The organism is Mucilaginibacter endophyticus (genome assembly GCF_003351025.1).
Classification (GTDB): Bacteria; Bacteroidota; Bacteroidia; order Sphingobacteriales; family Sphingobacteriaceae; genus Mucilaginibacter; species Mucilaginibacter endophyticus.
The window spans coordinates 935,992-960,717 of sequence record NZ_QPCG01000001.1; the positions used below are offsets into that span (position 1 = coordinate 935,992).

22 protein-coding genes are annotated in these 24,726 nt (G+C 44.4%); 15 read left to right on the forward strand and 7 right to left on the reverse strand.

All coding sequences use genetic code 11. From position 1 onward, the window contains the following. The first annotated feature begins 5 nt into the window (after window positions 1–5). The 6 genes from DUL71_RS03865 (at window position 6) to DUL71_RS03890 (ending at window position 6,213) form a co-directional block, all read left to right on the forward strand. A complete protein-coding gene (locus DUL71_RS03865) occupies window positions 6–1,667 on the forward strand; it encodes a UxaA family hydrolase (protein ID WP_114936813.1) in 1,662 nt (553 codons plus the stop codon). A gap of 187 nt (window positions 1,668–1,854) precedes the next feature. Then, window positions 1,855–2,619, forward strand: coding sequence for an SDR family NAD(P)-dependent oxidoreductase (locus tag DUL71_RS03870; RefSeq protein ID WP_114936814.1), 765 nt, complete (start codon window positions 1,855–1,857; stop codon window positions 2,617–2,619). Window positions 2,620–2,632: 13 nt separating this feature from the next. Then, window positions 2,633–3,922: an alpha-L-fucosidase gene (locus DUL71_RS03875; RefSeq protein WP_114936815.1), complete on the forward strand. Its 1,290-nt coding sequence runs from the start codon at window positions 2,633–2,635 to the stop codon at window positions 3,920–3,922. 12 nt (window positions 3,923–3,934) lie between these two features. Continuing rightward, window positions 3,935–4,786, forward strand: a complete 852-nt coding sequence (locus DUL71_RS03880) for a fumarylacetoacetate hydrolase family protein (RefSeq protein WP_114936816.1) — start codon at window positions 3,935–3,937, stop codon at window positions 4,784–4,786. Then, window positions 4,773–5,603, forward strand: coding sequence for an amidohydrolase family protein (locus tag DUL71_RS03885; RefSeq protein ID WP_114936817.1), 831 nt, complete (start codon window positions 4,773–4,775; stop codon window positions 5,601–5,603). The genes DUL71_RS03880 and DUL71_RS03885 overlap by 14 nt, the downstream gene beginning before the upstream one ends. A gap of 403 nt (window positions 5,604–6,006) precedes the next feature. Beyond that, window positions 6,007–6,213: a hypothetical protein gene (locus tag DUL71_RS03890; RefSeq protein ID WP_090528232.1), complete on the forward strand. Its 207-nt coding sequence runs from the start codon at window positions 6,007–6,009 to the stop codon at window positions 6,211–6,213. Between the two features lie 88 nt (window positions 6,214–6,301). On the opposite strand, the gene DUL71_RS03895 is transcribed toward DUL71_RS03890, so the two are convergent. Beyond that, the gene (locus tag DUL71_RS03895) at window positions 6,302–6,799 is read right to left on the reverse strand and encodes a DinB family protein (RefSeq protein WP_114936818.1); all 498 of its coding nucleotides are present in this window, start codon (window positions 6,797–6,799) and stop codon (window positions 6,302–6,304) included. Window positions 6,800–7,446: 647 nt separating this feature from the next. Here DUL71_RS03895 and DUL71_RS03900 point away from each other — a divergent pair. From DUL71_RS03900 to DUL71_RS03915, 4 genes are all read left to right on the forward strand, one after another. Further along, window positions 7,447–8,244, forward strand: coding sequence for a HipA family kinase (locus DUL71_RS03900; protein ID WP_114936819.1), 798 nt, complete (start codon window positions 7,447–7,449; stop codon window positions 8,242–8,244). Beyond that, entirely contained in the window at window positions 8,231–8,605 is a 375-nt protein-coding gene (locus DUL71_RS03905) for a DUF3037 domain-containing protein (protein ID WP_114936820.1), read from the forward strand. The genes DUL71_RS03900 and DUL71_RS03905 overlap by 14 nt, the downstream gene beginning before the upstream one ends. A gap of 289 nt (window positions 8,606–8,894) precedes the next feature. Next, entirely contained in the window at window positions 8,895–9,737 is an 843-nt protein-coding gene (locus DUL71_RS03910) for a ThuA domain-containing protein (protein ID WP_208645469.1), read from the forward strand. A 272-nt stretch (window positions 9,738–10,009) separates the two neighbouring features. Next, the gene (locus DUL71_RS03915) at window positions 10,010–10,861 is read left to right on the forward strand and encodes an alpha/beta fold hydrolase (protein ID WP_114936821.1); all 852 of its coding nucleotides are present in this window, start codon (window positions 10,010–10,012) and stop codon (window positions 10,859–10,861) included. Here the strand turns inward: DUL71_RS03915 and DUL71_RS03920 are convergent. From DUL71_RS03920 to rhaT, 5 genes are all read right to left on the reverse strand, one after another. After that, on the reverse strand, window positions 10,854–11,636 hold the full coding sequence (locus DUL71_RS03920) for a polysaccharide deacetylase family protein (RefSeq protein ID WP_114936822.1): 783 nt from the start codon (window positions 11,634–11,636) through the stop codon (window positions 10,854–10,856). The two genes, DUL71_RS03915 and DUL71_RS03920, sit on opposite strands and share 8 nt — an antisense overlap. Before the next feature lie 64 nt (window positions 11,637–11,700). Beyond that, window positions 11,701–13,086 carry an FGGY-family carbohydrate kinase gene (locus DUL71_RS03925; protein WP_114936823.1) on the reverse strand — a complete coding sequence of 462 codons (1,386 nt, stop codon included), beginning with the start codon at window positions 13,084–13,086 and terminating at the stop codon, window positions 11,701–11,703. A 4-nt stretch (window positions 13,087–13,090) separates the two neighbouring features. After that, window positions 13,091–14,365, reverse strand: coding sequence for a sugar isomerase (locus tag DUL71_RS03930; RefSeq protein ID WP_114936824.1), 1,275 nt, complete (start codon window positions 14,363–14,365; stop codon window positions 13,091–13,093). A 167-nt stretch (window positions 14,366–14,532) separates the two neighbouring features. Next, a complete protein-coding gene (locus tag DUL71_RS03935; RefSeq protein WP_114936825.1) occupies window positions 14,533–16,653 on the reverse strand; it encodes a bifunctional aldolase/short-chain dehydrogenase in 2,121 nt (706 codons plus the stop codon). 52 nt (window positions 16,654–16,705) lie between these two features. Beyond that, window positions 16,706–17,785 carry an L-rhamnose/proton symporter RhaT gene (gene rhaT, locus DUL71_RS03940; protein WP_114936826.1) on the reverse strand — a complete coding sequence of 360 codons (1,080 nt, stop codon included), beginning with the start codon at window positions 17,783–17,785 and terminating at the stop codon, window positions 16,706–16,708. A 261-nt stretch (window positions 17,786–18,046) separates the two neighbouring features. Here rhaT and DUL71_RS03945 point away from each other — a divergent pair, with 261 nt between their 5' ends. Next, window positions 18,047–19,540 (forward strand): gluconokinase, encoded by a 1,494-nt coding sequence (locus tag DUL71_RS03945; RefSeq protein ID WP_114936827.1) that lies wholly within the window; start codon window positions 18,047–18,049, stop codon window positions 19,538–19,540. Here DUL71_RS03945 and DUL71_RS03950 read toward each other — a convergent pair whose 3' ends face one another. Beyond that, window positions 19,541–20,179 carry a phosphatase PAP2-related protein gene (locus DUL71_RS03950; RefSeq protein WP_114936828.1) on the reverse strand — a complete coding sequence of 213 codons (639 nt, stop codon included), beginning with the start codon at window positions 20,177–20,179 and terminating at the stop codon, window positions 19,541–19,543. It lies immediately after the preceding gene. Between the two features lie 146 nt (window positions 20,180–20,325). Between DUL71_RS03950 and DUL71_RS03955 the strand changes: the two genes are divergently transcribed. The 4 genes from DUL71_RS03955 (at window position 20,326) to DUL71_RS03970 (ending at window position 24,682) form a co-directional block, all read left to right on the forward strand. Then, complete coding sequence (locus tag DUL71_RS03955) at window positions 20,326–20,742, forward strand: MerC domain-containing protein (protein WP_114936829.1); 417 nt, start codon at window positions 20,326–20,328, stop codon at window positions 20,740–20,742. Window positions 20,743–20,956: 214 nt separating this feature from the next. After that, complete coding sequence (locus DUL71_RS03960; RefSeq protein ID WP_114936830.1) at window positions 20,957–21,403, forward strand: Fur family transcriptional regulator; 447 nt, start codon at window positions 20,957–20,959, stop codon at window positions 21,401–21,403. Further along, window positions 21,400–22,212 (forward strand): N-acetylmuramoyl-L-alanine amidase family protein, encoded by an 813-nt coding sequence (locus tag DUL71_RS03965; protein ID WP_114936831.1) that lies wholly within the window; start codon window positions 21,400–21,402, stop codon window positions 22,210–22,212. Before DUL71_RS03960 ends, DUL71_RS03965 begins: the two co-directional genes overlap by 4 nt. A 157-nt stretch (window positions 22,213–22,369) precedes the next feature. Further along, window positions 22,370–24,682 (forward strand): glycoside hydrolase family 20 protein, encoded by a 2,313-nt coding sequence (locus DUL71_RS03970; RefSeq protein ID WP_114936832.1) that lies wholly within the window; start codon window positions 22,370–22,372, stop codon window positions 24,680–24,682. Window positions 24,683–24,726: the final 44 nt, after the last annotated feature.

The window sequence follows — 24,726 nt, forward strand, 5'->3', positions numbered from 1 at the left end:
AAATAATGTCAACACAAAAAGAAACATATTTAAGGATCCATCCGCATGACAACGTACTGGTTGCCTTACAAGATTTGGCACAGGGAACAGTTATCACGTTTGATGGACAGACTTTTCCACTGGTAGATAAAATAGCGGCAAAGCACAAGTTTGCTATTAACGAATTGCCCGAAGGCAAAGAAATTTACATGTACGGGGTATTGGTAGGCAAGGCCTCTGCTACTATACCGCAGGGTGGTTTGCTTACTACGGAAAACGTACATCACGCTGCCGAAGGTTTTCACCTTGGCGAGCGTAAACTGAACTGGCACAAACCCGATACCGGCAATTTTGATGGCAAAACCTTTATGGGGTATCACCGTGCCGATGGTTCGGTTGGTACAGGCAACTATTGGATAGTAGTACCGCTTGTTTTCTGCGAGAACAGGAATATCAACGTGTTAAAAGAAGCATTGGTTGATAAACTGGGCTATAAAAAAGCCAAGAGCTATGAGGGCGATGTTGAGCAACTGATGGAGCTTTACCAGGCAGGTAAATCTGTAGAGGAGATCCTGAATGCCGATATCCAGGGTACTGAAGAGAAGCCAAACTCCAAACGATTATTTAAAAATATCGACGGCATCAAATTTCTGAGCCACAGCTTGGGCTGCGGTGGCACACGTGAAGATTCTGACGCGCTTTGCGGTTTAATAGCTGGTTATATCACGCATCCTAACGTAGCTGGTGCAACTATATTGAGCTTGGGCTGCCAGCACGCGCAGGTAAGTATTTTACAAAATGAAATTGCCAAACGCGATGCTAACTTCAGCAAGCCGCTGGTTGTTTTAGAACAACAAAAAGTTGGTACCGAAAGTGAGCTATTGAAACAAGCTTTAAAGCAAACCTTTGCCGGTTTGGTGAAAGCTAATGAAACTACACGCCAGCCTGCGCCATTGTCGAAACTTTGTGTTGGTTTGGAGTGCGGTGGTTCGGATGGTTTTTCGGGTATTTCGGCCAACCCTGCATTGGGTTATTTATCCGATTTGCTGGTTACCATGGGCGGTTCGGTGATCCTGTCGGAGTTTCCGGAGCTTTGTGGTGTAGAGCAGGAGTTGAGTGACCGCTGTATTGATGTAGAGACAGCCAATCGCTTCATGCACCTCATGACTACCTACAACGCCCGTGCAGAGGCAGATGGTTCTGGCTTTTACGCTAATCCATCGCCGGGCAATATCCGTGATGGATTAATTACCGACGCCATTAAATCGGCAGGGGCAGCAAAAAAAGGTGGTACATCGCCTGTAACAGCCGTATTGGATTATCCTGAAAAAGTAACCAAACCCGGTTTAAACCTATTATGTACTCCGGGCAGCGACGTAGAAAGTACTACAGCCGAGGTAGGGGCGGGTGCCAATATCGTACTGTTCACCACCGGTTTGGGCACGCCTACAGGCAATCCTGTTACGCCGGTTATCAAGCTATCAACCAATACGGCCATGTTTCAGCGCATGCCTGATATTATAGATATCAACTGCGGAACCATCATCGAAGGCGCCGAAACCATACAGCAAGCCGGTGAGCGGATCCTGGATTACGTAATAAAAGTTGCCAGCGGCGAAGCAGAACCGAAATCGGTAAAGCTTGGCCAGGACGATTTTATTCCGTGGAAGAGAGGGGTGTCGTTGTAAATAAAGAAAGTTGTTGCTGGTAACATCAACAACGGCTATAAATTGAAGATCGTAAACATGTCATTGCGAGGAGTAAAAAGGCTGAGCAGGGACGCGACGTGGCAATCGCATGCTATACAGAGCAGCTGTGCTTTCGTGCGATTGCTTCGTGCCTCGCAATGACAAACACAAAAAATAAAAGATACTTATGTTTAAACTAACCAATAAATCAGTAATTGTAACAGGCGGCGGCAGTGGCATAGGTAAAGCTATGGCCGCATTATTTGCACAACAAGGCGCCGAAGTTCATATCATCGAATTAAACGATCAGGCCGCGGCAGATACCGTGAACGAAATAACCGCGGCTGGCGGCAAAGCTACCGGCTATGCCTGCGATGTAAGTAACCAACAACAAGTAGTTGGTACTTTCACCAAAATAGGCAAGATCGATATCCTGATCAATAACGCGGGTATAGCACACATCGGTCGCGCGGATAATACCAGTACCGAAGATTTTGAACGTGTATTTAATGTAAATGTTAAAGGTGCTTACAACTGTCTTTTCGCGGCTATCCCGGTATTGAAAAACAACGGTGGCGGCGTAATCCTGAACACCGCTTCAATAGCAGCCAGTGTAGGTATTACCGACAGGTTTGCTTACTCCATGAGTAAGGGCGCTATTCACGCCATGACTCTGTCCGTGGCACGCGATTATCTGCATGATAACATCCGTTGTAATTGTATCTCGCCGGCAAGGGTGCATACGCCTTTTGTTGATGGCTTCATCGCTAAAAACTATGCAGGCCGCGAAGAAGAGATCTTTGAAAAGCTATCAAAAAGCCAGCCGATAGGCAGGATGGGCAAACCGGAAGAAGTAGCGGCTTTGGCACTTTACCTCTGCTCGGACGAAGCTGGTTTCATTACCGGTACCGATTATCCTATCGATGGCGGCTTTATCACCCTGAACAATTAAAACCTGATTTAATATGATAAAAAAGCTATTATTAATGGGTATGCTGCTTGGCGCGATACGCGTGGGCGCTCAAACCTACACGCCAACTGCCGATAACCTTGCCGCAAGGAAAAACTTTCAGGACATGAAGTTCGGACTGTTTATCCACTGGGGTATTTACAGTGAGCTTGGCGCTGGCGAGTGGGTAATGAATGAAAAGCATATTCCTTATGATAGCTATAAACGCCTGGCCGATTTTTTTAACCCGCAGGCTTTTAACGCCCATGAATGGGTGATGTTTGCAAAAAAAGCAGGCATGAAGTATATCACCATTACTTCTCGCCATCATGATGGCTTTAGCATGTTTGGTACCAAGGCATCGCCATATAATATTGTTGATGCCACGCCTTACCATAAAGATCCGTTGATGGAGCTGGCGCAGGAATGTGTTAAAGAGGGTATCGAACTGCATTTTTATTATTCGCTGCTGGACTGGGGACGTAAAGACTACGCTTATGGTAGCCCGATTGCGGACGGTAAACCTGTAAACGGCAATTGGGACAGCTATATCAATTTCATGAAAGCCCAGCTTACCGAACTAATCACCAAATATCCCGGTGTTAAGGGCATCTGGTTTGATGGCCATTGGGAGCGTGATGTTAACTGGCATTATGACGAGATCTATGGCTTGATCCATAAATTGAACCCCGCGATAATGGTAGGTAATAACCACCACCTTGAACCAAAGGAAGGCGAAGATTTCCAGATGTTTGAAAAAGATTTGCCCGGAGCCAACACCACAGGCTTCAGCGGTAAATCAAAAATCGGCACACTACCTTTAGAAACCTGCGAAACCATAAACAATAGCTGGGGCTTTAACATTACTGACAGGAGCTTTAAATCATCCAAACGCATTATCCATTACCTGGTGAATGCGGCAGGTTTAAACGCCAACTTTTTATTAAACATAGGCCCAATGCCAAACGGCAAAATTCAACCTGAGTTTACCGATACATTGGCCATTGTAGGCGCCTGGGTACAAAAAAATGGCGAAGCTATTTATGGTACCCGTGGCAGCGGCATCCCTGCGCAACCCTGGGGAGTTATCACACAAAAAGATAAAAACCTTTATGTGCATGTGATGACGCCGCCACAACAGCCATACGTTTTCATTCCGCAATTAAAAGGTAAGGTAACTAAAGCCTCTTTACTGGCGGATGGTAGCGCGGTGAAATTTAAACAACAAACAGAGGGCGTGTTTGTATACCTAAGTGGTGTTGCAACTGACCCTAACGATACTATTATTAAACTGACAACTAACTAATACAACGATAATATGAAACTTATACGATTTGGCGAGCCAGGTAACGAGAAGCCGGGAATTATACAAAATGATAAAAGATATGATGTATCTGCCTTTGGCGAAGATTACACCGAGCAGTTTTTTGAAACTGATGGACTTAGCCGTCTTGCTGATTTTGTAAAAGATAACCTGTTGCCTGAAGTTGCCGAAGATGTACGCTTAGGAAGCCCGATCGCCCGTCCTTCAAAACTGGTTTGTATTGGTTTAAACTATGCCGACCATGCCAAAGAAACCAATGCGCCACTGCCACCGGAGCCGGTTATCTTCATGAAATCAACTACCGCTATTGTTGGTCCGTTTGATGATATTATGATCCCTAAAAATTCGGTTAAAACCGATTGGGAAGTGGAATTGGCTGTGGTTATCGGTAAAAAAGCCTCATATGTTGAAGAAGCTGAAGCTATGGACTATGTTGCCGGATACGTATTGCATAACGACGTGAGCGAGCGTGAGTTTCAGTTAGAGCGTAATGGTACCTGGGATAAGGGTAAAGGTTGCGACACTTTTGCGCCGCTTGGTCCGTTTTTGGCTACGCCTGATGAAATTGCCGACCCGCATAACCTGCGTCTTTGGTTAACTGTAAACGGCGAAACCATGCAGGACGGTACTACATCAAACTTTATATTTAACCTGCCGCACCTGATCTCATATACCAGCCAGTTCATGACCTTGTTGCCAGGTGATATCATTTCAACGGGTACACCTGCAGGTGTTGGTTTAGGTATGAAGCCGCCAATTTATTTAAAAGCGGGCGACGTGGTTGAATTGGGTATTGAAGGCCTTGGCCAATCAAAGCAAAACTTAATAGCGTATGCTAAAAATTGATGCACATCAGCATTTCTGGCAATACAACCCGGTAAGGGACAGCTGGATTACTGAAGATATGCAGGTAATAGGTCGGGATTTTTATCCGGAAGACCTGTTACCTGTATTGCAAAAACACGGCATAGACGGCTGTGTAGCGGTTCAGGCCGATCAGTCGGAAAAAGAAACCGAATTTTTACTTGACCTGGCTTCTGTCAATCCTTTTATCAAAGGGGTAGTAGGCTGGGTTGATTTGAAGGCTGATGACCTGGATGAAAGATTGCATCATTTTAAAAAGTATGAAAAGCTTAAAGGTTTCAGGCACATCTTACAGTCCGAACCCGATGAGCAATACATGCTCAATCCCGCATTTAAAAAAGGGATTGCAAGTTTGAGTAAATACGGATATACTTATGATATCCTGATCTTCCCCAATCACTTGCCTTATGCCGCACAGTTAGCAGCCGAATTCCCGGATCAAAAGCTTGTGCTCGACCATATGGCCAAACCGTACATCAAAGCCGGTAAAATTGACGGCTGGAAACAGGATATCGAAAAGCTGGCAAGCTATCCAAATGTGTCTTGTAAAGTATCGGCCTTACTTACCGAAGCCGACTGGTACAATACTCCGGCTGCTGATTTTATTCCATATATCGATATTATTTTCAACGCTTTTGGAATCAACAGGGTAATGTTTGGCTCTGATTGGCCGGTATGTTTACTGGCTGGCGGCTATGAAAAAACTATGGAGGTGATGAACCTTTATGCCGAAAGGCTATCTGCTACAGAACGGGAGTCGTTTTTTGGCGGAAACGCGATAGCGTTTTACGGGTTATAAAGAACAGTCGATCTGTGGGGACACGGATCGGAGAAATAAAATTGCTTGATCCACCCCGCGTCCGTGTCCTCACGGACGCTTCCCAAACCATCAAATTTCGTACTTTCACGATACTTCGCTACTGTACTAAAATCACGAAACTGTACTGTATATTATTTATTTCAAAACGATAGGCGCTATTATCAATATGATAGTGCAGCGATTAGTTCATTTCGTTATAAATCAATTAAATATCAACTTAAGTGTAATATTAAGGTAACATACAACGTCAGATATAAGTATGGCACACATTTAGCTATACATACAAATGATTGATACAAAATATCACTAAAAAGGTGAACCATTTGGGCCCCAATAACGTTATATAGGTACCAATCAGACTTAAATTTTTATGTTAGACGTTATGTACACAACCCTGTTACAAGTTGTAGTCCTGCTTGCGGTTTTCATTTTGCCGATGTTCATTTTTGGCAAAAGGATCAGGAACAAAAAAGTAAAGACCGTTAATTACAAAATAGATACCGATACCTCAGAGGCCCGATATGCTATTAACGAAAATGGCTTCCTGGAAGAAATTAATACAGGCAAGCTCTCAAAGCACCGTAGTTGAGTGCAAAAAGAAATAAAAAAGCAAAGCTTGCTTTTGCCCGCTTTGCTTTTTTATTAACTATTAACTGATCTTATTTTTCCTCGTCTTTTTAAAAGCCCTGCTCATCCGCGCTCGGGCCATAACTTCCCGGAATAGGAATATCCAACAAACGTAAATAAACGCCTAACTGTGCCCTGTGGTGCACTATCTGGCAGTAAGTCATCCTGATTACTTCAGCCTTCGAACGTTGATTCAGAATTTGTTCTCCGTTGCGCAATGTCCAAATCTTATCGAAAGTGCTGACATCGGCCTTTTGCAGGTTGGAGTAGCCATCGGCCAATGAATCTTCGAATAGTTTCATTAATTCGGCTGTGCCGCTTACTTTTTTTGGTTCATAGGGTACGGTAGCAAAGTCAAGTCCATCGGTATGTAGGGTCAGGCTTACCCAGGTAGGTAATTCAGCAATGTGGGTAGAGAGTTGTTCAATGGTCATGCTTTTTGGGTGCGGTTTCCATTGGTATTTATCGTCGGGGATGCGGCTCAGCATTTTTTCGGTGGTTTGAGCTTCCTGTTCCATCTCCTGCAATAATGATTTTAAAGTGTCCATAAGTGTTGTGTTTTTGTTTTCTGATGTAAAGTAACGGCAGGCTAATGACAGCCCTATGTCAGCAGGTATCACTGATTTTTTTGATTTCGCTGATTTTTTTTCTGAACCATGATTTTGGGGATTTAAGGATTGACAGGATAGTTGTTTTAGAATCTTATTATTGTAATGAGATATTGTTTCTCCGTCAGCAGATAAGTTTCGGATGAAAGCGGGTAAAACAGTGGTGGGTAGTGTAGTGGCAGGGGCATAGTAAATATTTGCAGAAGGGTTGGGCACGAGCGAACGAAGTGGGGCAACTGTTTGCAGCCCGTGGTTTTATCCGCTTTGCCGGGCAAAGGCCAGCGGTGGGCAGTGGGCGGACTTGTGCGGCAAAGAAACCTCTCTGCTGACTTGATTTATTCGTTAAGTATTCTGTTTTAATAGGTACTCATGAGCTCGTTTCACTCGGTTTTTGGTTACTTTTGTATCAAGACAAAAGTAACAGCCACCGCGGCAATTGAGCGGCGAATGATTGTTGGTTAAAACCTAAGCTCAATTAAAGATTAATTAGGGCGTTGGCCGGGCTTTCCGCTCATACGCCTGCAGGCATTACGCTCGGGCCGGTATCCGCTGCAATCCCTAACGCTGACTTTTGCTTAACTAAAACTATGAACTACACACCACCACAGCTCCGCACCGTTAACGTGATCCGTTACGTAACGCCGTTGCGCGAGGGCGGGTCATTACCGGCCATTGCCGAAGCTGATGACGAATTTTTATATGTACTAAAGTTCCGCGGAGCGGGGCAGGGTGTAAAAGCCCTCATTGCCGAATTGATTGGCGGCGAGATAGCACGACTGTTAGGTTTTAAAGTGCCCGAATTGGTTTTTGCCAACCTGGATGAAGCTTTCGGTCGTTCGGAGGCCGATGAAGAGATCCAGGACCTGCTGAAATTTAGTGTAGGGCTTAACCTCGCGCTACATTATTTATCGGGCGCAATCACTTTTGATCCTGCTGTTACCGTGGTTGAGTCTAAACTGGCGTCGCAAATAGTTTGGTTTGATTGCTTGCTTACCAATGTCGACCGTACCGCGCGCAATACCAATATGCTGATATGGCATAAAGAGCTGTGGATGATTGATAACGGTGCCGCGCTGTATTTCCATCACTCCTGGAACAACTGGCAAGAAATGGCTACTCGTCCGTTTTTGCAGGTGAAAGATCATGTGCTATTGGCCCGTGCTAATCAGTTAGATACTGTTGACGCCGAATTTAAAGCGATATTAACGCCCGAAAAGATCCGTGATATAGTAGCGCTGATTCCTGACGAATGGATCACCTATAGGGATTTTGAAGAAACGCCTGACGAAGTACGGAATATCTACGCCGAGTTTTTAATAACCCGGCTGGCCGCTTCAGAAGTATTTGTTAACGCCGCAAAACAAGCCCTATATGCAGGTATTTGAGTACGCAGTTATCCGCGTTGTACCAAGGGTGGAGCGTGAAGAATTTATCAATATAGGAGTGATCCTGTTTTGTCCAAAACAAAAGTTTTTAAAAGTACTATTCAAACCTGACGACGAACGGCTTGCTGCTTTTTGCGGCGACCTGGACCTGGATTGTCTGAAGGAAAATATCAATTCGCTTGAGCGGATCTGCAACGGAGAGAAAGATGCAGGCCCTATAGCGCAGTTGGATCAACCATCGCGTTTCCGCTGGCTTACGGCAACACGTAGTACAGTGGTACAGGCATCAAAAGTGCATCCTGGGATGACAGCTGATGCTGAAGCTACCTTGAACAGGTTGTTTGAGCAGATGGTGTTGTAAGGTACGTGTTGCCCGTGGGGACACGGGCAACGGGATAAAAACCATGTCATTGCGAGCGAAGCGTGGCAATCGCATACTATACAGGGTGGTTATGCTACCGTGCGATTGCCACGCTTCGCTCGCAATGACATATTTTTTATGAAGTACAGTTAAACATCGCTTCCGCCGATGTAGATGTGGTCATCAATATTTATCAACCCCTACATCACCTCTCATTCCGCATTTTTACTCCTGTCATCTCTATAAATGCTTTAATTTTATAGCACCATTATAAACACAGGGATATATTATGATTAACCAAACCAATTTCAGTAAAGCGCTGATGTTTGCCATTGCGCTTTGTATGGCATTTTTTAGTTTGAGTATGGCTAATGCTCAGGGAAAGAAATTTAAAGTAATAGCCTTTTACACCGGGCGGAACGATCTGGCGCATATCAGCTTTATGCATGAGGCTAACCACTGGTTCCCTGAAATGGCGAAGAAGTATAATTTCACTTACGATAGCACCAATAACTGGGCAAACATGAACCCTGAATTTTTAGCCAAATACCAGGTGGTGATATTTTTAGATACCCGTGCCGATAATCCTGAGCAGCGTGCGGCTTTTGAACAGTATATGAAAAAAGGTGGTGCCTGGATGGGGTTCCACTTCTCGGCCTTCGCGCTTACGCCTTCGGATTTTCCACAAAACTGGGACTGGTATCATAACGAGTTTTTAGGCTCCGGGCAATATGTAAGCAATACCTGGCACCCAACCCCGGCCATATTAAGGGTTGAAGATCCAAAGCATCCGGTTACTAAAGGTTTGCCTAAAACGTTCAAAACAAATCCTAACGAATGGTACCGCTGGGAACACGATCTGCGCAAGAACCCGGATATAGACATCTTGTTATCGGTTGATTCAACAAGTTTTCCTTTAGGCACAGGCCCAAAACAATACGAGATCTGGCATAGTGGCTATTACCCTGTAGCCTGGACAAACAAAAAGTACAAAATGGTTTACTTTAACATTGGTCACAATGCTATGGATTACGACGGCGGCACTAATAAAGAGCTATCGCAAACCTTTGCCAATGATGATGTGGATAAGCTGATCATCAATTCGCTGCTTTGGCTGGGAAGAGGGAAATAGTCGTCGGCTTTATTCACCCCATGTCATTGCGAGGAGGAACGACGAAGCAATCTCGTAGCTATACAGATCGGATATGCACGGCTACGAGATTGCCGCGCTTCGCTCGCAATGACATATTTTATAATATATCTACACTCAATCTTGCTTACGACTTATTGCCATTACTTCCCAACTCATTTGTAGAGTTTCGTCGCGAAAATGTAAACAAAATACCTTTCGGTATATTTTGAAGAGCAATTGTTTACTTTGCGGGTGAAATCCTGTATCTATTTATGAAAAAGTTAAAGACGGTATTTAATCAGGTAAAATCCCTTAACGGAGCCGAAGCGCCAAATATGGTAAACCTGTTGTGGCAGCTTATCTGTTACTCGCCAAAAATGCCGGTACGCCTGCAACAGCAACATTTGCTTGATGAAGCCAAACGTTTTACGCTTGAAGTTGATGATCCTCATTTTGCGAAATCGGCACTAAAATTCAATGGTTTTATCTGGGGCGAAGGTAACCGAAAGATCATGATAACCCATGGCTGGGGTTCAAAAGCGGCTGATTTTGCCGAGCTTATCGTCGCTTTAAAAAATATTACAGATATACAGGTCATCGCTTTCGACGCGCCGGGTAATGGCAGTTCGGAAGGGGAACTGTCAAATCTGTTGCTCTTTGCCAAAGCAGCGGAAGCTGTGATCAATACTTTTGGTGCGCCGGATATAATTATCGGTCATTCGTTAGGTGCCATGGCCAATGCCATCGCTATAAAGGAAACCGCTATCAAGCCCGCATTGCTCATCAGCATCGCGCCGCTTATCAACCTTAAAGAAAACTTTGTTGCAAGCCTCAATGCAGCCGATGTTGCGCCGGCGATTCAGGATAAGTTTTTTGCCGATTTTGAACACCTATTTGCTATGGAAGCTTCGGGTTTTACAATGGATAGATTGTATCCTGCGGAAGCTATTAAACAGCACTGGCTGGCCTACGATGAGGATGATAAAACTGCACCGTACACGTTTTTGAAAGATTTCCTCGCTGTGTATCCGTCCATCCAAACTAAAGCCTACGAGGGCCGTGGACATGAACATATTATTAAAGATAAAGCGGTAATAGCTGATATCGTTAATCTGATTATTTAGTGGCCATTACCTCATCCATCGCTTTCATAAACGTTGTTACTTCAATCTCGTTTCGGTGAGCAGCGAGGTAGGCCAATAACTTTCTGTGGGCATCGGCAGGAGTGATCAGGTAGTCGCCGCCTACGCCGTGAAACATGAAAATACCAAGGCCTCCGCTTTGTTGTACTTTTTTTACAAAGTCTATCAGGGCATCGCCGGTTACCGGGTTACCTGTTACACCCCATGAAGGTACTTTTAACGGATCGAGGTTTTTAAAGTCGGTGATCACGGCATCCGGTCCGCCGCCAATACGGGCATATTTTGCCAGTCCTGCTTTGCGTAAGGTGTCAACATAGTTTATACCGCCAACCTCAATTTCTGTGCATGGGTAAGCATAGGTGCGGCTACCCGTTTTACCATCAAGCGCGAAAAGCAGGGTATTCATCTCGTTTATTTCGCAAAGCATCATGTACGGCGTATAAATAGCCGAGTTATTGGCCGGGTTGGCCTTTACATTGGTAAGCAGACAAGGATGATATAAAGTGTGATTAGCAAGTTCATATCCTTTTTTACCAACCTCGCGCCAGCGGGGTAATGTGGCTTCGGTCATGTTGCCCATTAAAAAGAATGTAGCGGTGATGTGCGCCGAATCTAACTGGGGAATAGCGATGTTTAACTGCGAATTGATCCCATCATCATAAGTAAGCACAATAATCGCTTTTTTGCGCTTAGCCTGTTGGGCATTGGCTGCAAATACAAAGTTGAGCAATAACAGAAACAGCGCTAATTTTTTCATAACGAGGGCTTTGGATTGGTTGCCCTAAAATAGAAAAATCCGGCTGATAACCGGATTTTTAAGTTTAATATACTTCGCTCTGCACTCCCGAGTAGTATTTCAATTCGATCAGGTCATGCGGCAGTGTTTTCGTGTTCCATGCATGATGAATAGCAAGGGCGGTACCAACAGCCGTTGCCTGCGCCATTGACGCGGCATAAACTTCCAAATGGGGAAATGCCAGCGCCAGTAAGTGCATAAATACACTGTTTTTGCTAAAACCGCCGTCAACAAAAATGCGTTTTACCTTACATCCATTTAAAACATAATTGGTTGATATGGTCTGCTGGGCAACAATATCAATCATGAGTTGATGGTAGGCTTCAACATCATTAGCAAAGCTGTTTAAATCACGCAGCTCAAATACCGACTTCTGTAATCCTTCACTTTCGTTAGCCTGTAATGCCGGTTGATTACTTAACCGCGTTGCGATAGCCGGATCATAGTTTGTTGTACGGTACCTGATCTCGTCCTGGTTAAAGTGAGCGGCTATTCGTTTTACCTGTTGCTCATACTCATAACCGGTAAACAAGCGCGATGCCTTTACCGGACTGCCTTTGTATTGCAGGTAGTTGAGGCAATCATGTTTCAACTCATCTGGGGTAAGTGGCGTTTGGTTGAATGGATTTAAGCTGATAGACCATGTGCCGGTAGAGATCAGCACAAAAGGCATATTAAAACTCACGAGGTAGGGGATCAACGCAGCCGAACTATCATGCAACCCGATGCCAACCTTATAAGTACTGCCCGGAAATTCGGCAGACAAAACACTATCGGCAGGGTGAAGGGGTGCCATTTTAGGCAGGATTTCTTCATCGCTTAACCAGTTGTGATAGGTGTTTTTACTAAAATCCCAGAGCGCAGTGTGGCAGCCGATGCTGGTTAAATCGCTTACCATTTGTCCGCTGATGAGGTAACTCATGTATTGCGGCAAATGGAGGGCATACTTCACCCGTTTAAATACTTCGGGTTGCTCATATTTAAGCCTGTACAGTTGCAAGCCTGAATTAAGGTTGCCCAGAACGGGCGAAGCAGTTTCAAGTGCAAACCTGGCTTCATCGCCATAGTTTTCATAAAACTGCCTGCCCAATTCCGACGGATATGGTTTGAGGTAATTATACAGTGGCGTAAGCGGCTTGCCATGTTCATCAACATAAACAAAGCTGGCTCCGTATGTTGAAAAGTTAACCGCTTTAAGATCAAATTCTTTATGCTTGAAAATTTCGCGCAATGAGTCAAACACCGATAGCCTGAGGCTGTCGAGGTTTTCACATGCGTCACCATCCTCGTCGTGGGTTTCCAGGAAGCGGGCTGTACGCTCAAAAACTATCTTGTAGTTTTGGTCGAACAGGAACAACTTCTTATTGGTTTTACCCACATCAAAAACGGCTATAACGGGTATCGGCTCCATAGGCTTACAATCCGGTTGATACTGCTTTAGCTCCTCTTTCGTTAATCAGTTGCTGCCTTATGGTTTGCTGTCTGTAAATAGACAGCGGGTTCAGCGCACCGCCTGCCCTTAAACGGGCTTCGGCCAATAGCGAACGAACATCGGTACGATAAGCTTGCTGTAATATTTCCTGAGCCAAAACCACATCGTTATCCTGTTGCGCCTGCACTAATTCCGGTGTATCTACCAATAATGCTTGTGCATAGGCTATCTTAATAGCCTCAACAGATTGCAGCAAGTCCTCAATAGGGTCTTTAATGTTGTGCGATGCATCAATCATCCAGCCTATAGAGGTAGCGTGTGTCATACCACGGGCATCCATACCTTCAACCAGTTCGTTAAAGATCAGGAACAACTGATATGGGTTGATGCTGCCAACGGTAAGGTCATCATCGCCATATTTTGAATCGTTAAAGTGGAAACCGGCCAGTTTACCTTCCATCAATAGTAATGAAACAATCTGCTCAATATTCGCGCCCTGTAAGTGGTGCCCCAGATCAACAAGGGTTTGCGCTTTTTGCCCTAATTTAGAAGATAGCAAATATGACTGACCCCAATCGCCGATGGTGGTTGAATAAAAGTTAGGCTCGTATGGTTTGTACTCAACCCAAACTTTCCAGTCATCAGGCAGGGCAGCATAAATTTCCTGCAAGCTTTCTAAAGTGCGTTCAAATGCACCACGCATATTCAGCTGACCAGGGAAGTTTGATCCGTCCGACAGCCAAACCGATAATGCCTTAGAATCAAGCTCGACGCCGTATTTAATTACCTCGATATTGTGGGCTATAGCCTGTTTACGTACAGCTTTATCAACATGGTGCAATGAGCCAAATTTGTAACTAAATTCCTGATCCGGTTGATCCTGAAAGGTATTGGAGTTAACGGCGTCAAAATGCAAACCCAATTGAGCAGCATGAGCTTTGATAGCCGAAGCGTTAGATGGGATATCCCATGGAATATGCAGCGATATAGAGTTACTGCTGCGGTTAAGCGCATGGATTAAGCCTACATCTTCTATCTTTTCTTCCAGGCTGCGAGGCTCGCCACCGCCCGAAAACCTGCCGAAGCGTGTGCCGCCGGTACCTAAAGCCCAGCTTGGTATAGCGATATTAAAATCAATCAGTTTTTGCAGGATAGTATCCAGGTTTTTCACATCACCGGCAACAAAATCAAACTTGCGCTGATGATCTTTCAGCTGTTGATGATTGGCTTCATCAATTTTATATTTTTCTAACTGCATAATTGGTATTGGTTATTAGTTATTTAAAATATGTCATTGCGAGGAGGAACGACGAAGCAATCTCGTAGCTCTGTATGTTCGCTATACATTGGCTACGAGATTGCCACGCTATCGCTCGCAATGACATGGTTTCTTAAGACCATGAACCATGATCTATGAGCCATTAACTATCTCACAAACGCCATGGCCACGCCACCATCAACATTCAACACGTTGCCAGTTGATTTGTTGAGCAGGCCGCCTGTAAAGGCGAAACAAGCGTTAGCGATATCGGCAGGTAAAATCACCTCGTTTAATAAAGTACGTTTGGCATAGTAAGCAGGTAACTCGTCAACAGTAACGCCATAAGCTTTAGCGCGACCTTCGGCCCATCCGCCGGCCCAAATATTGCTGTCGCTGATTACGGCATCCGGGTTAACAACGTTCACACGGATCCTATCAGTACCAAGCTCGGCAGCGTTCAGCCTGCTCAGGTGTAATTGCGCCGATTTTGCGGAACCGTAGCCCGCGTTGTTCGGTCCGCTTACCAAAGCGTTTTTACTTACAATATTAATGATATCACCGCCAATGTCTTGTTTTTTCATAACAGCTACAGCCGCCTGCGTAATGAAGAACTGGCCTTTCACCAATACATCATACAATAGGTCCCAATCTTTTTCGGTATGATCGGCAATTGATTTAGAGATAGATAAACCAGCATTGTTCACCACAATATCCACACCGCCAAAAGCTAAAGCCGCAATTTCAAGGGCTTCGTTGATCTGATCGGCTTTGGTAACATCAAGTATGGCAGTGGTGTATGAATCCTTACCGTATTGTTTTTTGAACTCTTCGCCGGCACCTTCCAAACGCTCAGCGTTCATATCATTTAAGATAACTACCGCACCCTCGTCAACAAATTTTTTGGCGATGGCTTTACCTATGCCGCCCGCGCTGCCTGTGATCAGGGCAATTTTACCTGATAAAGCTTTTGGCTTAGGCATACGCTGTAATTTGGCTTCTTCCAGTAACCAGTATTCGATATCAAAAGCTTCCTGGCGTGGGAGAGAGGTATATTCAGAGATAGCCTCGGCACCTTTCATTACGTTGATGGCGTTGGTATAAAACTCGGCTGCTACGCGGGCGGTTTGTTTATCTTTCGAGAAAGAGAATAAACCTACACCGGGGTAAAGGATAATTACCGGGTTGGTATCCCTGATAGCCGGGCTATTATCGTGTTTGCAAGTGTTATAATAGTCGGTATACATTTGGCGGTAGGCCTCAAATGCCGGAGCTAAGCGTGCTTTTAAGGCAGTAACATCGCTCAAGTCTTCGCCCGGTGTAAGGTCAAGTACCAGCGGACTGATCTTAGTACGCAGGAAGTGGTCAGGACAGCTGGTGCCTAATGGTGCTAAACGATCAAGATCATTTGAATTGATAAACTCCAATACGGGGGCATCGTCAGTAAAATGACCCACCATGTGCCTGTAGCTTGAGCAAAAGCCCCGTAGTACAGGTGCAAGGGCAGCAGCTTGTTTTTTCCGGGCAGATTCGTTTAGGCTTTCAACTTTTTGTCCACCAAAAACGGGGGCTTTTTTGCCGTAGTTTTCTTCAAGATATTCTGCGCAACGCTCAATAACCTCAAGCGTATTCATATAACTTTCATAAGCAGTATCGCCCCAGGTAAATAAACCGTGCGAGCCCAACATGATGCCGCGGATACCCGGATTTTCATCCAAACATTGTTTTAATTGCAGGCCAAGTTCAAAGCCGGGTTTTTTCCATTCAACCCAGCCAATGGTACCGTTAAAAAGTTCCTGGGTGATTTTCTTTCCATCTTTTGCCGCCGCGATTGCAATTGCCGCATCCGGGTGCAGATGATCGATATGTTTAAATGGCAGGAAGCCGTGTAACGGTGTATCAATTGATGGCGCTTTTGAGTTAAGATCGTAGATGCAATGATTAAAAAGTTCAACCATCTCATCTTCAAATTCCACACCGCGATAGATATTTTTCAGGCTGCGTAAACGATCAACATAAAGGGCTGCGAGGCCACTTTTTTTCAGCGTACCGATGTCGCCACCCGATCCTTTAATCCACATTACTTCAACCTCGTTACCTGTAAGCGGATCTTTGCTCATCAGTTTGCATGAGGTATTACCGCCGCCATAGTTGGTAAGGCGCAAATCGGCACCCAAAAGGTTTGAACGGTATATAAGCAGGGCAACTTCATCGCCTTCCAGTTCGGCGGCTTTAGCATCATCCCAAAGGTAGCTTACATGCTTAAATTGTGTTGTTTTGACAGACATATGTTTAATTACTGAATTGTTGAATTAATGAGTTATTGATTTATTTTGATTGTTATTTAATTGAGTTTCCGTAGCCTACAACCAGTACCGATAGTACAATGGCTGCTATACCTGCTATCACAGTTGCGAAGGCTTTTTTACTTACGCCTTTCCATTCTTTAAGTACCAGGCCCCAAGTGTTAGCTATTAAGATAATGAAAGCCATGTGCAGGATCCATGAGCTTGCGCCGTTACCCATTTTGCTTTCGCCCATACCGTAAAAAAAGAACTGTAAAAACCACGTTGTACCAGCCAATGCCGCAAACAGGTAGTTTTTAAGCAACGGTGTTTTTTTATCGGTATAATTATCAAACGTTTTATTGCGGGTGTTTAGCACCATACACCATATAAAGTTGGTGGTAAGGCCTCCCCAAAGAATGATAATATAGGTTACATTGTTAGCATACAGGAAGTTGCCCTGTCCCGGGTGCCCAGCCTGCCATGCATGGTTAGCCGTATCAGCCATAGTTTTACCAGCTTCGATACCAAAATTGAAACAGGCACTAAGTATGCCTGATATTATTGCTACTATGATGCCCAAACCAAAACGGTAATCTTTGTTTTCCTGTGCTATAGTTTTATCTGCCGACAGTTCTTTCTCTTTCATTGTACCGGCTTTACCGCATATAATGATACCCACTACGCAAAGTAAAATGCCCAGTAAAACCATCTGCCCCCATTGGGTATGTAGCATTAGGGTAAAAGTGTCTTTCCCTTCTTTTGGAAAAAAATCGTAATACACCGATGGAATTATCGATCCAAAAACAGAGCACAAGCCCAGTATGATAGTACTGCCAAGTGATACGCCTAAATAGCGTACGCCCAGCCCGTATGTCAAACCACCAACACCCCATAACAGTCCCATAAGGTACGTCCACCCCAGGGTTGCGGTATCTGTATGGCTTATAATATCCGCGAAGCCCGGTATAGTTAGCCATGCCGCCAGCGGTGGTACAATAAGCCATGAAAAAATGCCACCTACTATCCAGTAGCTTTCCCAGGCCCAGCCTTTTATTTTTTTGTAAGGGATGTAAAAACTCCCCGAAGCAAAGCCACCGATAAAATGAAAGATGACCCCTAAAATTACTTGCATATTCTCTAATTGGTTTATATTGGTAAGGCTAATGTAGATAATAAATATACCCGAACTGTCCCCTGCTGTCGGTTTTGACCGTTGATTTTGTCTGAACCGGGATTGTCTGAACCGGAATTAAACGAATGAAATGAATTTATCGAATTTTTTAATTTCGGGTGATTCTATAAATTCGTTTAATTCGAGTTCAGACATAATTCAGACAATTCTGATTCAGACAATCCCGGTTCTGTTTATTATTTTGGCGTCAAATACATCACCATGCAGGCATATATTTTAGGGATTGATATTGGTACCGGTAGTACAAAGGCCGTAGCCATTAGTTTAACGGGCGAACCATTGGGTACAGTATCCAATCATTACCCTATTAACAGCCCCGAACCCGGTTACAGCGAACAGGACCCGCTGTTGATCTGGAATGCTTTTGTAAAATGCCTTGCAGGTATCACTGCCAAATTAGGAGCGGCTCCAGAGGCTGTAAGTTTGAGCAGCGCCATGCACAGTATAATCCCTGTTAATGAGCATGGCGAAGCATTACTACCTATGATGACCTGGGCCGATGCCCGGAGCGAGAATGTAGCGCAGGCTTTAAGAAAAACCGAACAAGGCGCGTCGTTATATCACAACTGTGGTACAGCTATTCATGCTATGTCGCCTTTAAATAAGTTGCTGTGGCTGCGTGCTAACCGGGCCGATGTTTTTGAAGCGGCGCACAAATTTATTTCGATAAAAGAGTTTATCTGGTTTAGGCTTTTTGGTGTTTTTGAGGTGGATTATTCTATTGCTTCGGCAACAGGTTTGTTTGATATTGTAAAAAAAGAGTGGAATGAGGAGGCTATTAGGGTAACGGGCATTACAACCGCAAAGTTATCAGCCCCGGTTAATACCACTTATTATCGTAATGATGTTAAGCCCGAAGTTGTTTCGTTAACTGGTATCAATGCTGATACGCCATTTGTAACAGGAGCGAGTGATGGTGCATGTGCTAACCTCGGCAGCCATACCAATAGCCCCGGTGTGGCCGCGCTTACCATTGGCACCAGTGGCGCGGTACGGATTACAAACCCAAAGCCGGTTTACAATTACGAAGCCATGATTTTTAACTATCTGCTGGACGAACAAACCTATGTTTGTGGCGGTGCCGTAAATAACGGCGGGATAGCGGTGAACTGGTTGCTGAAAAACTTTTTGCAGAAGGAAAATCTTACCGCTGCCGACTATGACGCTCTATTTGCTGAGATTGCATCCGTACCGGCCGGTAGTAACGGACTGATATTTTTACCTTACCTGTACGGCGAACGTGCCCCGCTTTGGGACACCAAAACCAGCGGTACTTTCTTTAATATCAAACCGGCACACACCCGTTCGCACTTTTTACGCGCAGGATTGGAGGGCATCTGTTTTGCGCTGAACGATGTACTTAAAACACTGGAAGATGCATCGGGTGAAATTACTCAGGTAAATATCAGCGGCGGTTTTACCAGTTCGGCGGTGTGGACACAGATTTTGGCCGATATAACCGGTAAAAAACTTGCTGTGCTCCAATCTGAAGATTCATCGGCACTGGGTGCGATCTACCTTGCCGCACGGGTATTGCATCCTGAAAGTTATGAAACGCTCACCGAGGTGGAACACCAGGAATTTATTGAACCTAATATTGATAACCACACGCTTTACAGCAAAATGTTCCCGGTATTTAAAAAGCTATACGCCGATTTAAAGGACAGTATGCATTTTGTAGATGAATGGGATTGATTAATCCAGTCCAAGCCACTTAACCAATCTCCAGCAACCATATACAAAAAATGGTGCCGCCAGCACATCAATAGTATAATGAATGTGCTGTATCAGCAACAACACTACTAATACTATAGCGCAAATTAGCGCGATTAGTTTATCAACAGGTTTTTGCAGGTGCAGGTATACCAGCACCATGGTTGCTGTGTGTCCCGAGAAAAACAAGTCTTTAGTGATAAACGTATGCCCGTAAAAAACGCTGGTACTCGGGTCAATAAGGGGCACAAGTCCAACCGGCGGATTAAGCTTTACCAGGCTTATGGTAATAAAACGGGCTATGCAAACAAGATTCAGCGTCCAGATGTAGCTGATGCATACTCTTGGGTTATATAATCCCCGCCACATCATGAGCAGGCCCATGCTCCAGATAAGTATAAAAATCGGTACCGAAAGATCGTAAGATGGTAAATGAGCCAATACCCAATCGTTCAATACAACGCCATCTGTGCGGCGTTCAATGTACTTGAAAAATGAGGGTAGCAGGTTAATGATTGTAACTATGACAATAGTGGCGCTCAATAATTTAAGCTTGCTGGCCTTTGTATTGTACGCGCTTTGCCAAAGTTGTTTTATATGGTAAATGGGAGCTAAATTCAATCTGTATTTTTTATAATAAGGCCGCAAAAATACGGTTTGCTGATTAATATTAAGTAATTGTCAGGTATTTGTTAATTTAAGAAGCTGCCGCAAGTATAATAAAATCAGATGCAATTTTGTTGCATTAACTTGTTTATATTTGCGCCATGGATTTTCAAAAGCTTTCGCCCCGGCTGGATAATATTGGTATAACTGCGTCAACGCTTTGTGCCGTTCATTGCGCGGTGGTGCCTTTGGCGTTTACCAGTTTACCGCTGGTTGGTCTTGGTTTTTTGGCCAATGCCTGGGTAGAGTGGGGGATGATCATTTTTGCTTTAGCTATAGGTGTGTATTCTATAGGCTTGTCATACAAGCGTACACATCACCGCAGTTTACCTTTAGCTATGCTGGTAGTGGGCTTTGCTATCATTATGGGCGGCCACGGGCTTGCAGCAGGAAAAACTGAGGCGATGATTGTACCGTTTGGAGGCTTGCTGATTGCTGCCGCGCACTATGTAAACTATAAGTATACCGGAGCCTGCAGCCATGATCATAAAACGTATAAACTTAAAAAAGTTGAATAATGGACAAGCGCCACAGGAAATTCTTTTATGCATTTTTGATATTCAATTGCTTTTTGAGCCCGGCTTGCAATCATGAAAAGCATAACGTTTTGATATCTAAGCATCATACTAAGCCAATAAAAAATACCGTTATAAAAGCCGGCAACTAATAGCGTATATTATACGTACCATTATTAAATTAGCGGCCTTATAAAAATAAAGACCTGATTAATACATGACGCAAACCCGGGATATCCACCATTTTGAGCATTTGCTTGATAAGCATCACCTGAAAAAAACCGCGCCGCGATTGCGGGTTTTGTCGATGATGTCATCAAGGCATACGGCTACTTCCCAGCCCGATCTGGAAAGCCTGATGCATGATATCGATAGGGTTACCCTTTACCGGATCCTTAACGCTTTTGAAGAAAAGGGAATTATCCACAAAGTATTTGATCTGGACGGGACGGCAAATTACGCGCTATGCTCATCAAACTGCAACGAGCATGATCATCATGACGAGCACCTGCATTTTAATTGCACCCAGTGCAAAAATGTGTACTGCCTTAATGATCTTAATCTACCTGCTATCAATCTTCCGGCAGGATTTGAGCCCCATGGCTTTACTTTATATGCTCAGGGCCTGTGCCCCAAATGCAGTAAAAAGGCGGTTAAGAAATGAGATACACCGCTTTCCTGGGGATAACCATCCTGTTGTTTTTATTTCAAAGTTCATTCGCGCAGCAAAAAGACACTATACCGGCCGCTATTTCAACATTTAAATTTAAAACGGTTGTTATTGATGCTGGGCATGGCGGTAAGGATGCCGGCGCTCGCGGCTCGCATTCGTTCGAGAAAAATGTAACGTTATCGATAGCGCTGAAACTCAAGGCAGCATTGGATACGGCCATCACCGATGTAAAATCTATCCTTACCCGTACCGATGATACTTTTATTCCGCTAAACCAGCGATCAGCTATTGCCAATCAAAATCATGGCAATTTGTTTATCTCCATTCACTGTAATTCATCGCCGGAGGGTACCGCCGCCCGTGCGCATAAGCAAAAAGGCGTACTCTTGCTGGTATATGGTTTCCATCGTCTTAAAGAACAGGAAGAGGCAGTGCGTGAAAACTCTTCTATTTTCCAGGAGAAGGATTATAAGCAAAATTATGAGAGCTATGACGAAAGTGATCCCTCCAATCTTATTATTCTTAATGCCTATATCCAAAAATACCGCAAGCAAAGCATCCGTTTCGGCGATTTGCTTGACGACGAATTTACCGGGGTAGATGGGCGCGAGAGCAATGGCGTAAAGGAACAGGGTGTATTGGTGCTGGCCCACAGTGCTATGCCGGCTGTACTCATAGAAACAGGTTTTATCAATAATCCTGAAGAAGAAGAATATCTAAATTCGGACGAGGGACAGCATGAAATTGTAATGTCGATCATCCGGGCGCTTCGTAATTACAGGAAAGCGATAGGATCATAAGTATACCGTTTTATTAATGTAGAGACGCATCACATTCGTCTCCTATACCGTACCTGTCTGTAAGACGCATGTAACGTGTCTCTACAAAAAACGTTTTAACGAGATTCTTCCCTTTCCATCATCAAAAAAAGTATATTCGGTTTTACATTTACTTTTGATGATCAGTTATAACTTACCCTTGCGCAAACCCATAAAAATCGTTGCTCTAATTCTGTTGTGTATCGGCTTCGCCTTGCCAGGTAAAGCGCAGACCGGAACACAGGGCATTATACCGCAGCCTGTCAAAATAAAAAGTGACAACACAACCTATGTATTCCCCCGGGAATTTAAAATTGGTTTAGGGCCAGGCATAAATGCAAATAACGTTACCTTTTTCAGGGATTATATACGTTTGGTAAGAGATATTCATGAGAATACGCCATTTGTAAATCACAAGATGGCCGCATCAAATTTGTGGCTTCAGCTCAATCCGAAACGCGTTAGCCAATCTGAAGGATATACCTTAGAGGTTAAACCTCATAGAATAACCATCACCGGGCATGACGAGGCCGGTGTTTTTTATGGCTTGCAATCGCTTATTCAATTATTGGATATCAGTAAAGATAAAATAACAGTTAAAGGCTATTCCATTACCGATTACCCCCGTTTCGCCTACCGCGGTATGCACCTTGATGTAAGCCGCCATTTTTTCGATCCTCAGACCATAAAAAAATGGATAGACCTGCTGGCATTGTACAAGATCAATACTTTCCATTGGCACCTCACTGATGATCAGGGCTGGCGCATCGAAATAAAAAAATATCCTTTGCTGCAAAGTGTTTCGGCTTACCGCGATGAAACTATCATTGGTCATAAAAAAGATAGTCCGCACAGGTTTGATGGTAAGCGCTATGGCGGCTACTATACACAGGACGAAGTAAAAGATATTGTTAAATACGCCACACAAAGACATATCACCGTGATCCCGGAAATTGAAATGCCGGGCCATGCATTAGCAGCACTGGCCGCTTACCCACAATTGGGCTGTACCGGCGGACCGTATAAAGCCGCCACTTATTGGGGGATTTTTGATGATGTGTATTGTGCCGGTAATGATGAAACTTTTACTTTTTTACAAAAAGTAATGGATGAGGTGTTGCCCCTGTTCCCCTCAAAATACATCCATATTGGCGGCGATGAATGCCCTAAAACCAAATGGAAAGCCTGCCCTAAATGTCAAAAACGTATTAAGGACGAACACCTGAAGGATGAAAAGGAACTGCAAAGCTATTTCATCGGCCGTATGGAAAAATACCTGAACAGTAAAGGCAGGCAAATCATAGGCTGGGACGAGATATTGGAGGGCGGACTTACACCCGGCGCAACCGTAATGAGCTGGACGGGTGAGGAGGGTGGTATAGCCGCAGCCAAACAACATCATGAAGCCATCATGACGCCCGAAAAATACGTGTACCTGGACTATTACCAGTCGCTTTATGCTGCCGAGCCATTAGCGGGTGGCGGTTATACACCCTTAAGCAAAGTATATAATTACGAACCGATAACCAGTGAGCTCAGTGGTGAGGAAGCCCAATATATCAAAGGCGTACAAGCCAATACCTGGAGCGAGTACATGGCCAGTCCGGCACAGGCCGAGCGGCAGTTATTTCCGCGGATGCTGGCTTTGGCCGAAGTAGCCTGGAGCTCTAAGGAAAACAAAAACTATGATGACTTTTTAAAACGACTGAGGTATCATCAACCGTTACTCAATCTGAATATAAATGCTGCCGAGGTATTTGACGAGATCACCGATTCTGTTACCGAAACAGCAGATCACCTGGTAGCCTTAAATCTCCATACCACCTTACCAGGTGCCAAAATATTTTATACTACAGATGGCACCGAACTTGGGGTGAATGCCAAAGAGTACAACGGCCCCATCACTGTTGCTTCAACCGGAGCGATCAAGGCTGCAGTCTTTATGAAGGATAAACAGGTTGGGCGCGTTTATGAAAAATCGTTTACTATTCATCAGGCCATTGGCAAAACGGTAACACTTAAAAACCAGCCGCAGGGGGGCTATAATCCCGGCAATACATTTGGTTTGGTAAACGGTGTTTTCGGCAGTAAGCTTTATAATGATGGACAGTGGTACGGCTTCAGTGGGGATGATCTGGAAGCCGTTGTTGATTTGGGCTCAGCGCAAAGCGTATCGAAATTGGGAATCAATATATTAAAATACCACTGGCAAAAAATGTGGGAACCAACGCTGCTAACCTTTGAGGTATCGGCAGATGGTACTAACTACACCGAGGTTTACCGGCAAACAGATTTTCCGGATAATAGCGTCAACGCGGTAAGGGCAAACATAAAAACGCAGCAGGCACGTTACATCAGGGTAAAAGCAACAAACAAAGGCATTATCCCGCCAGGAGAATACATTCCGGGCGCTAAGGCATGGTTGATGGTGGATGAGATAATTGTTCAATAAGGAACCATGATTTTTGTCTGAACTCGAATTTATCGAATTAGGGG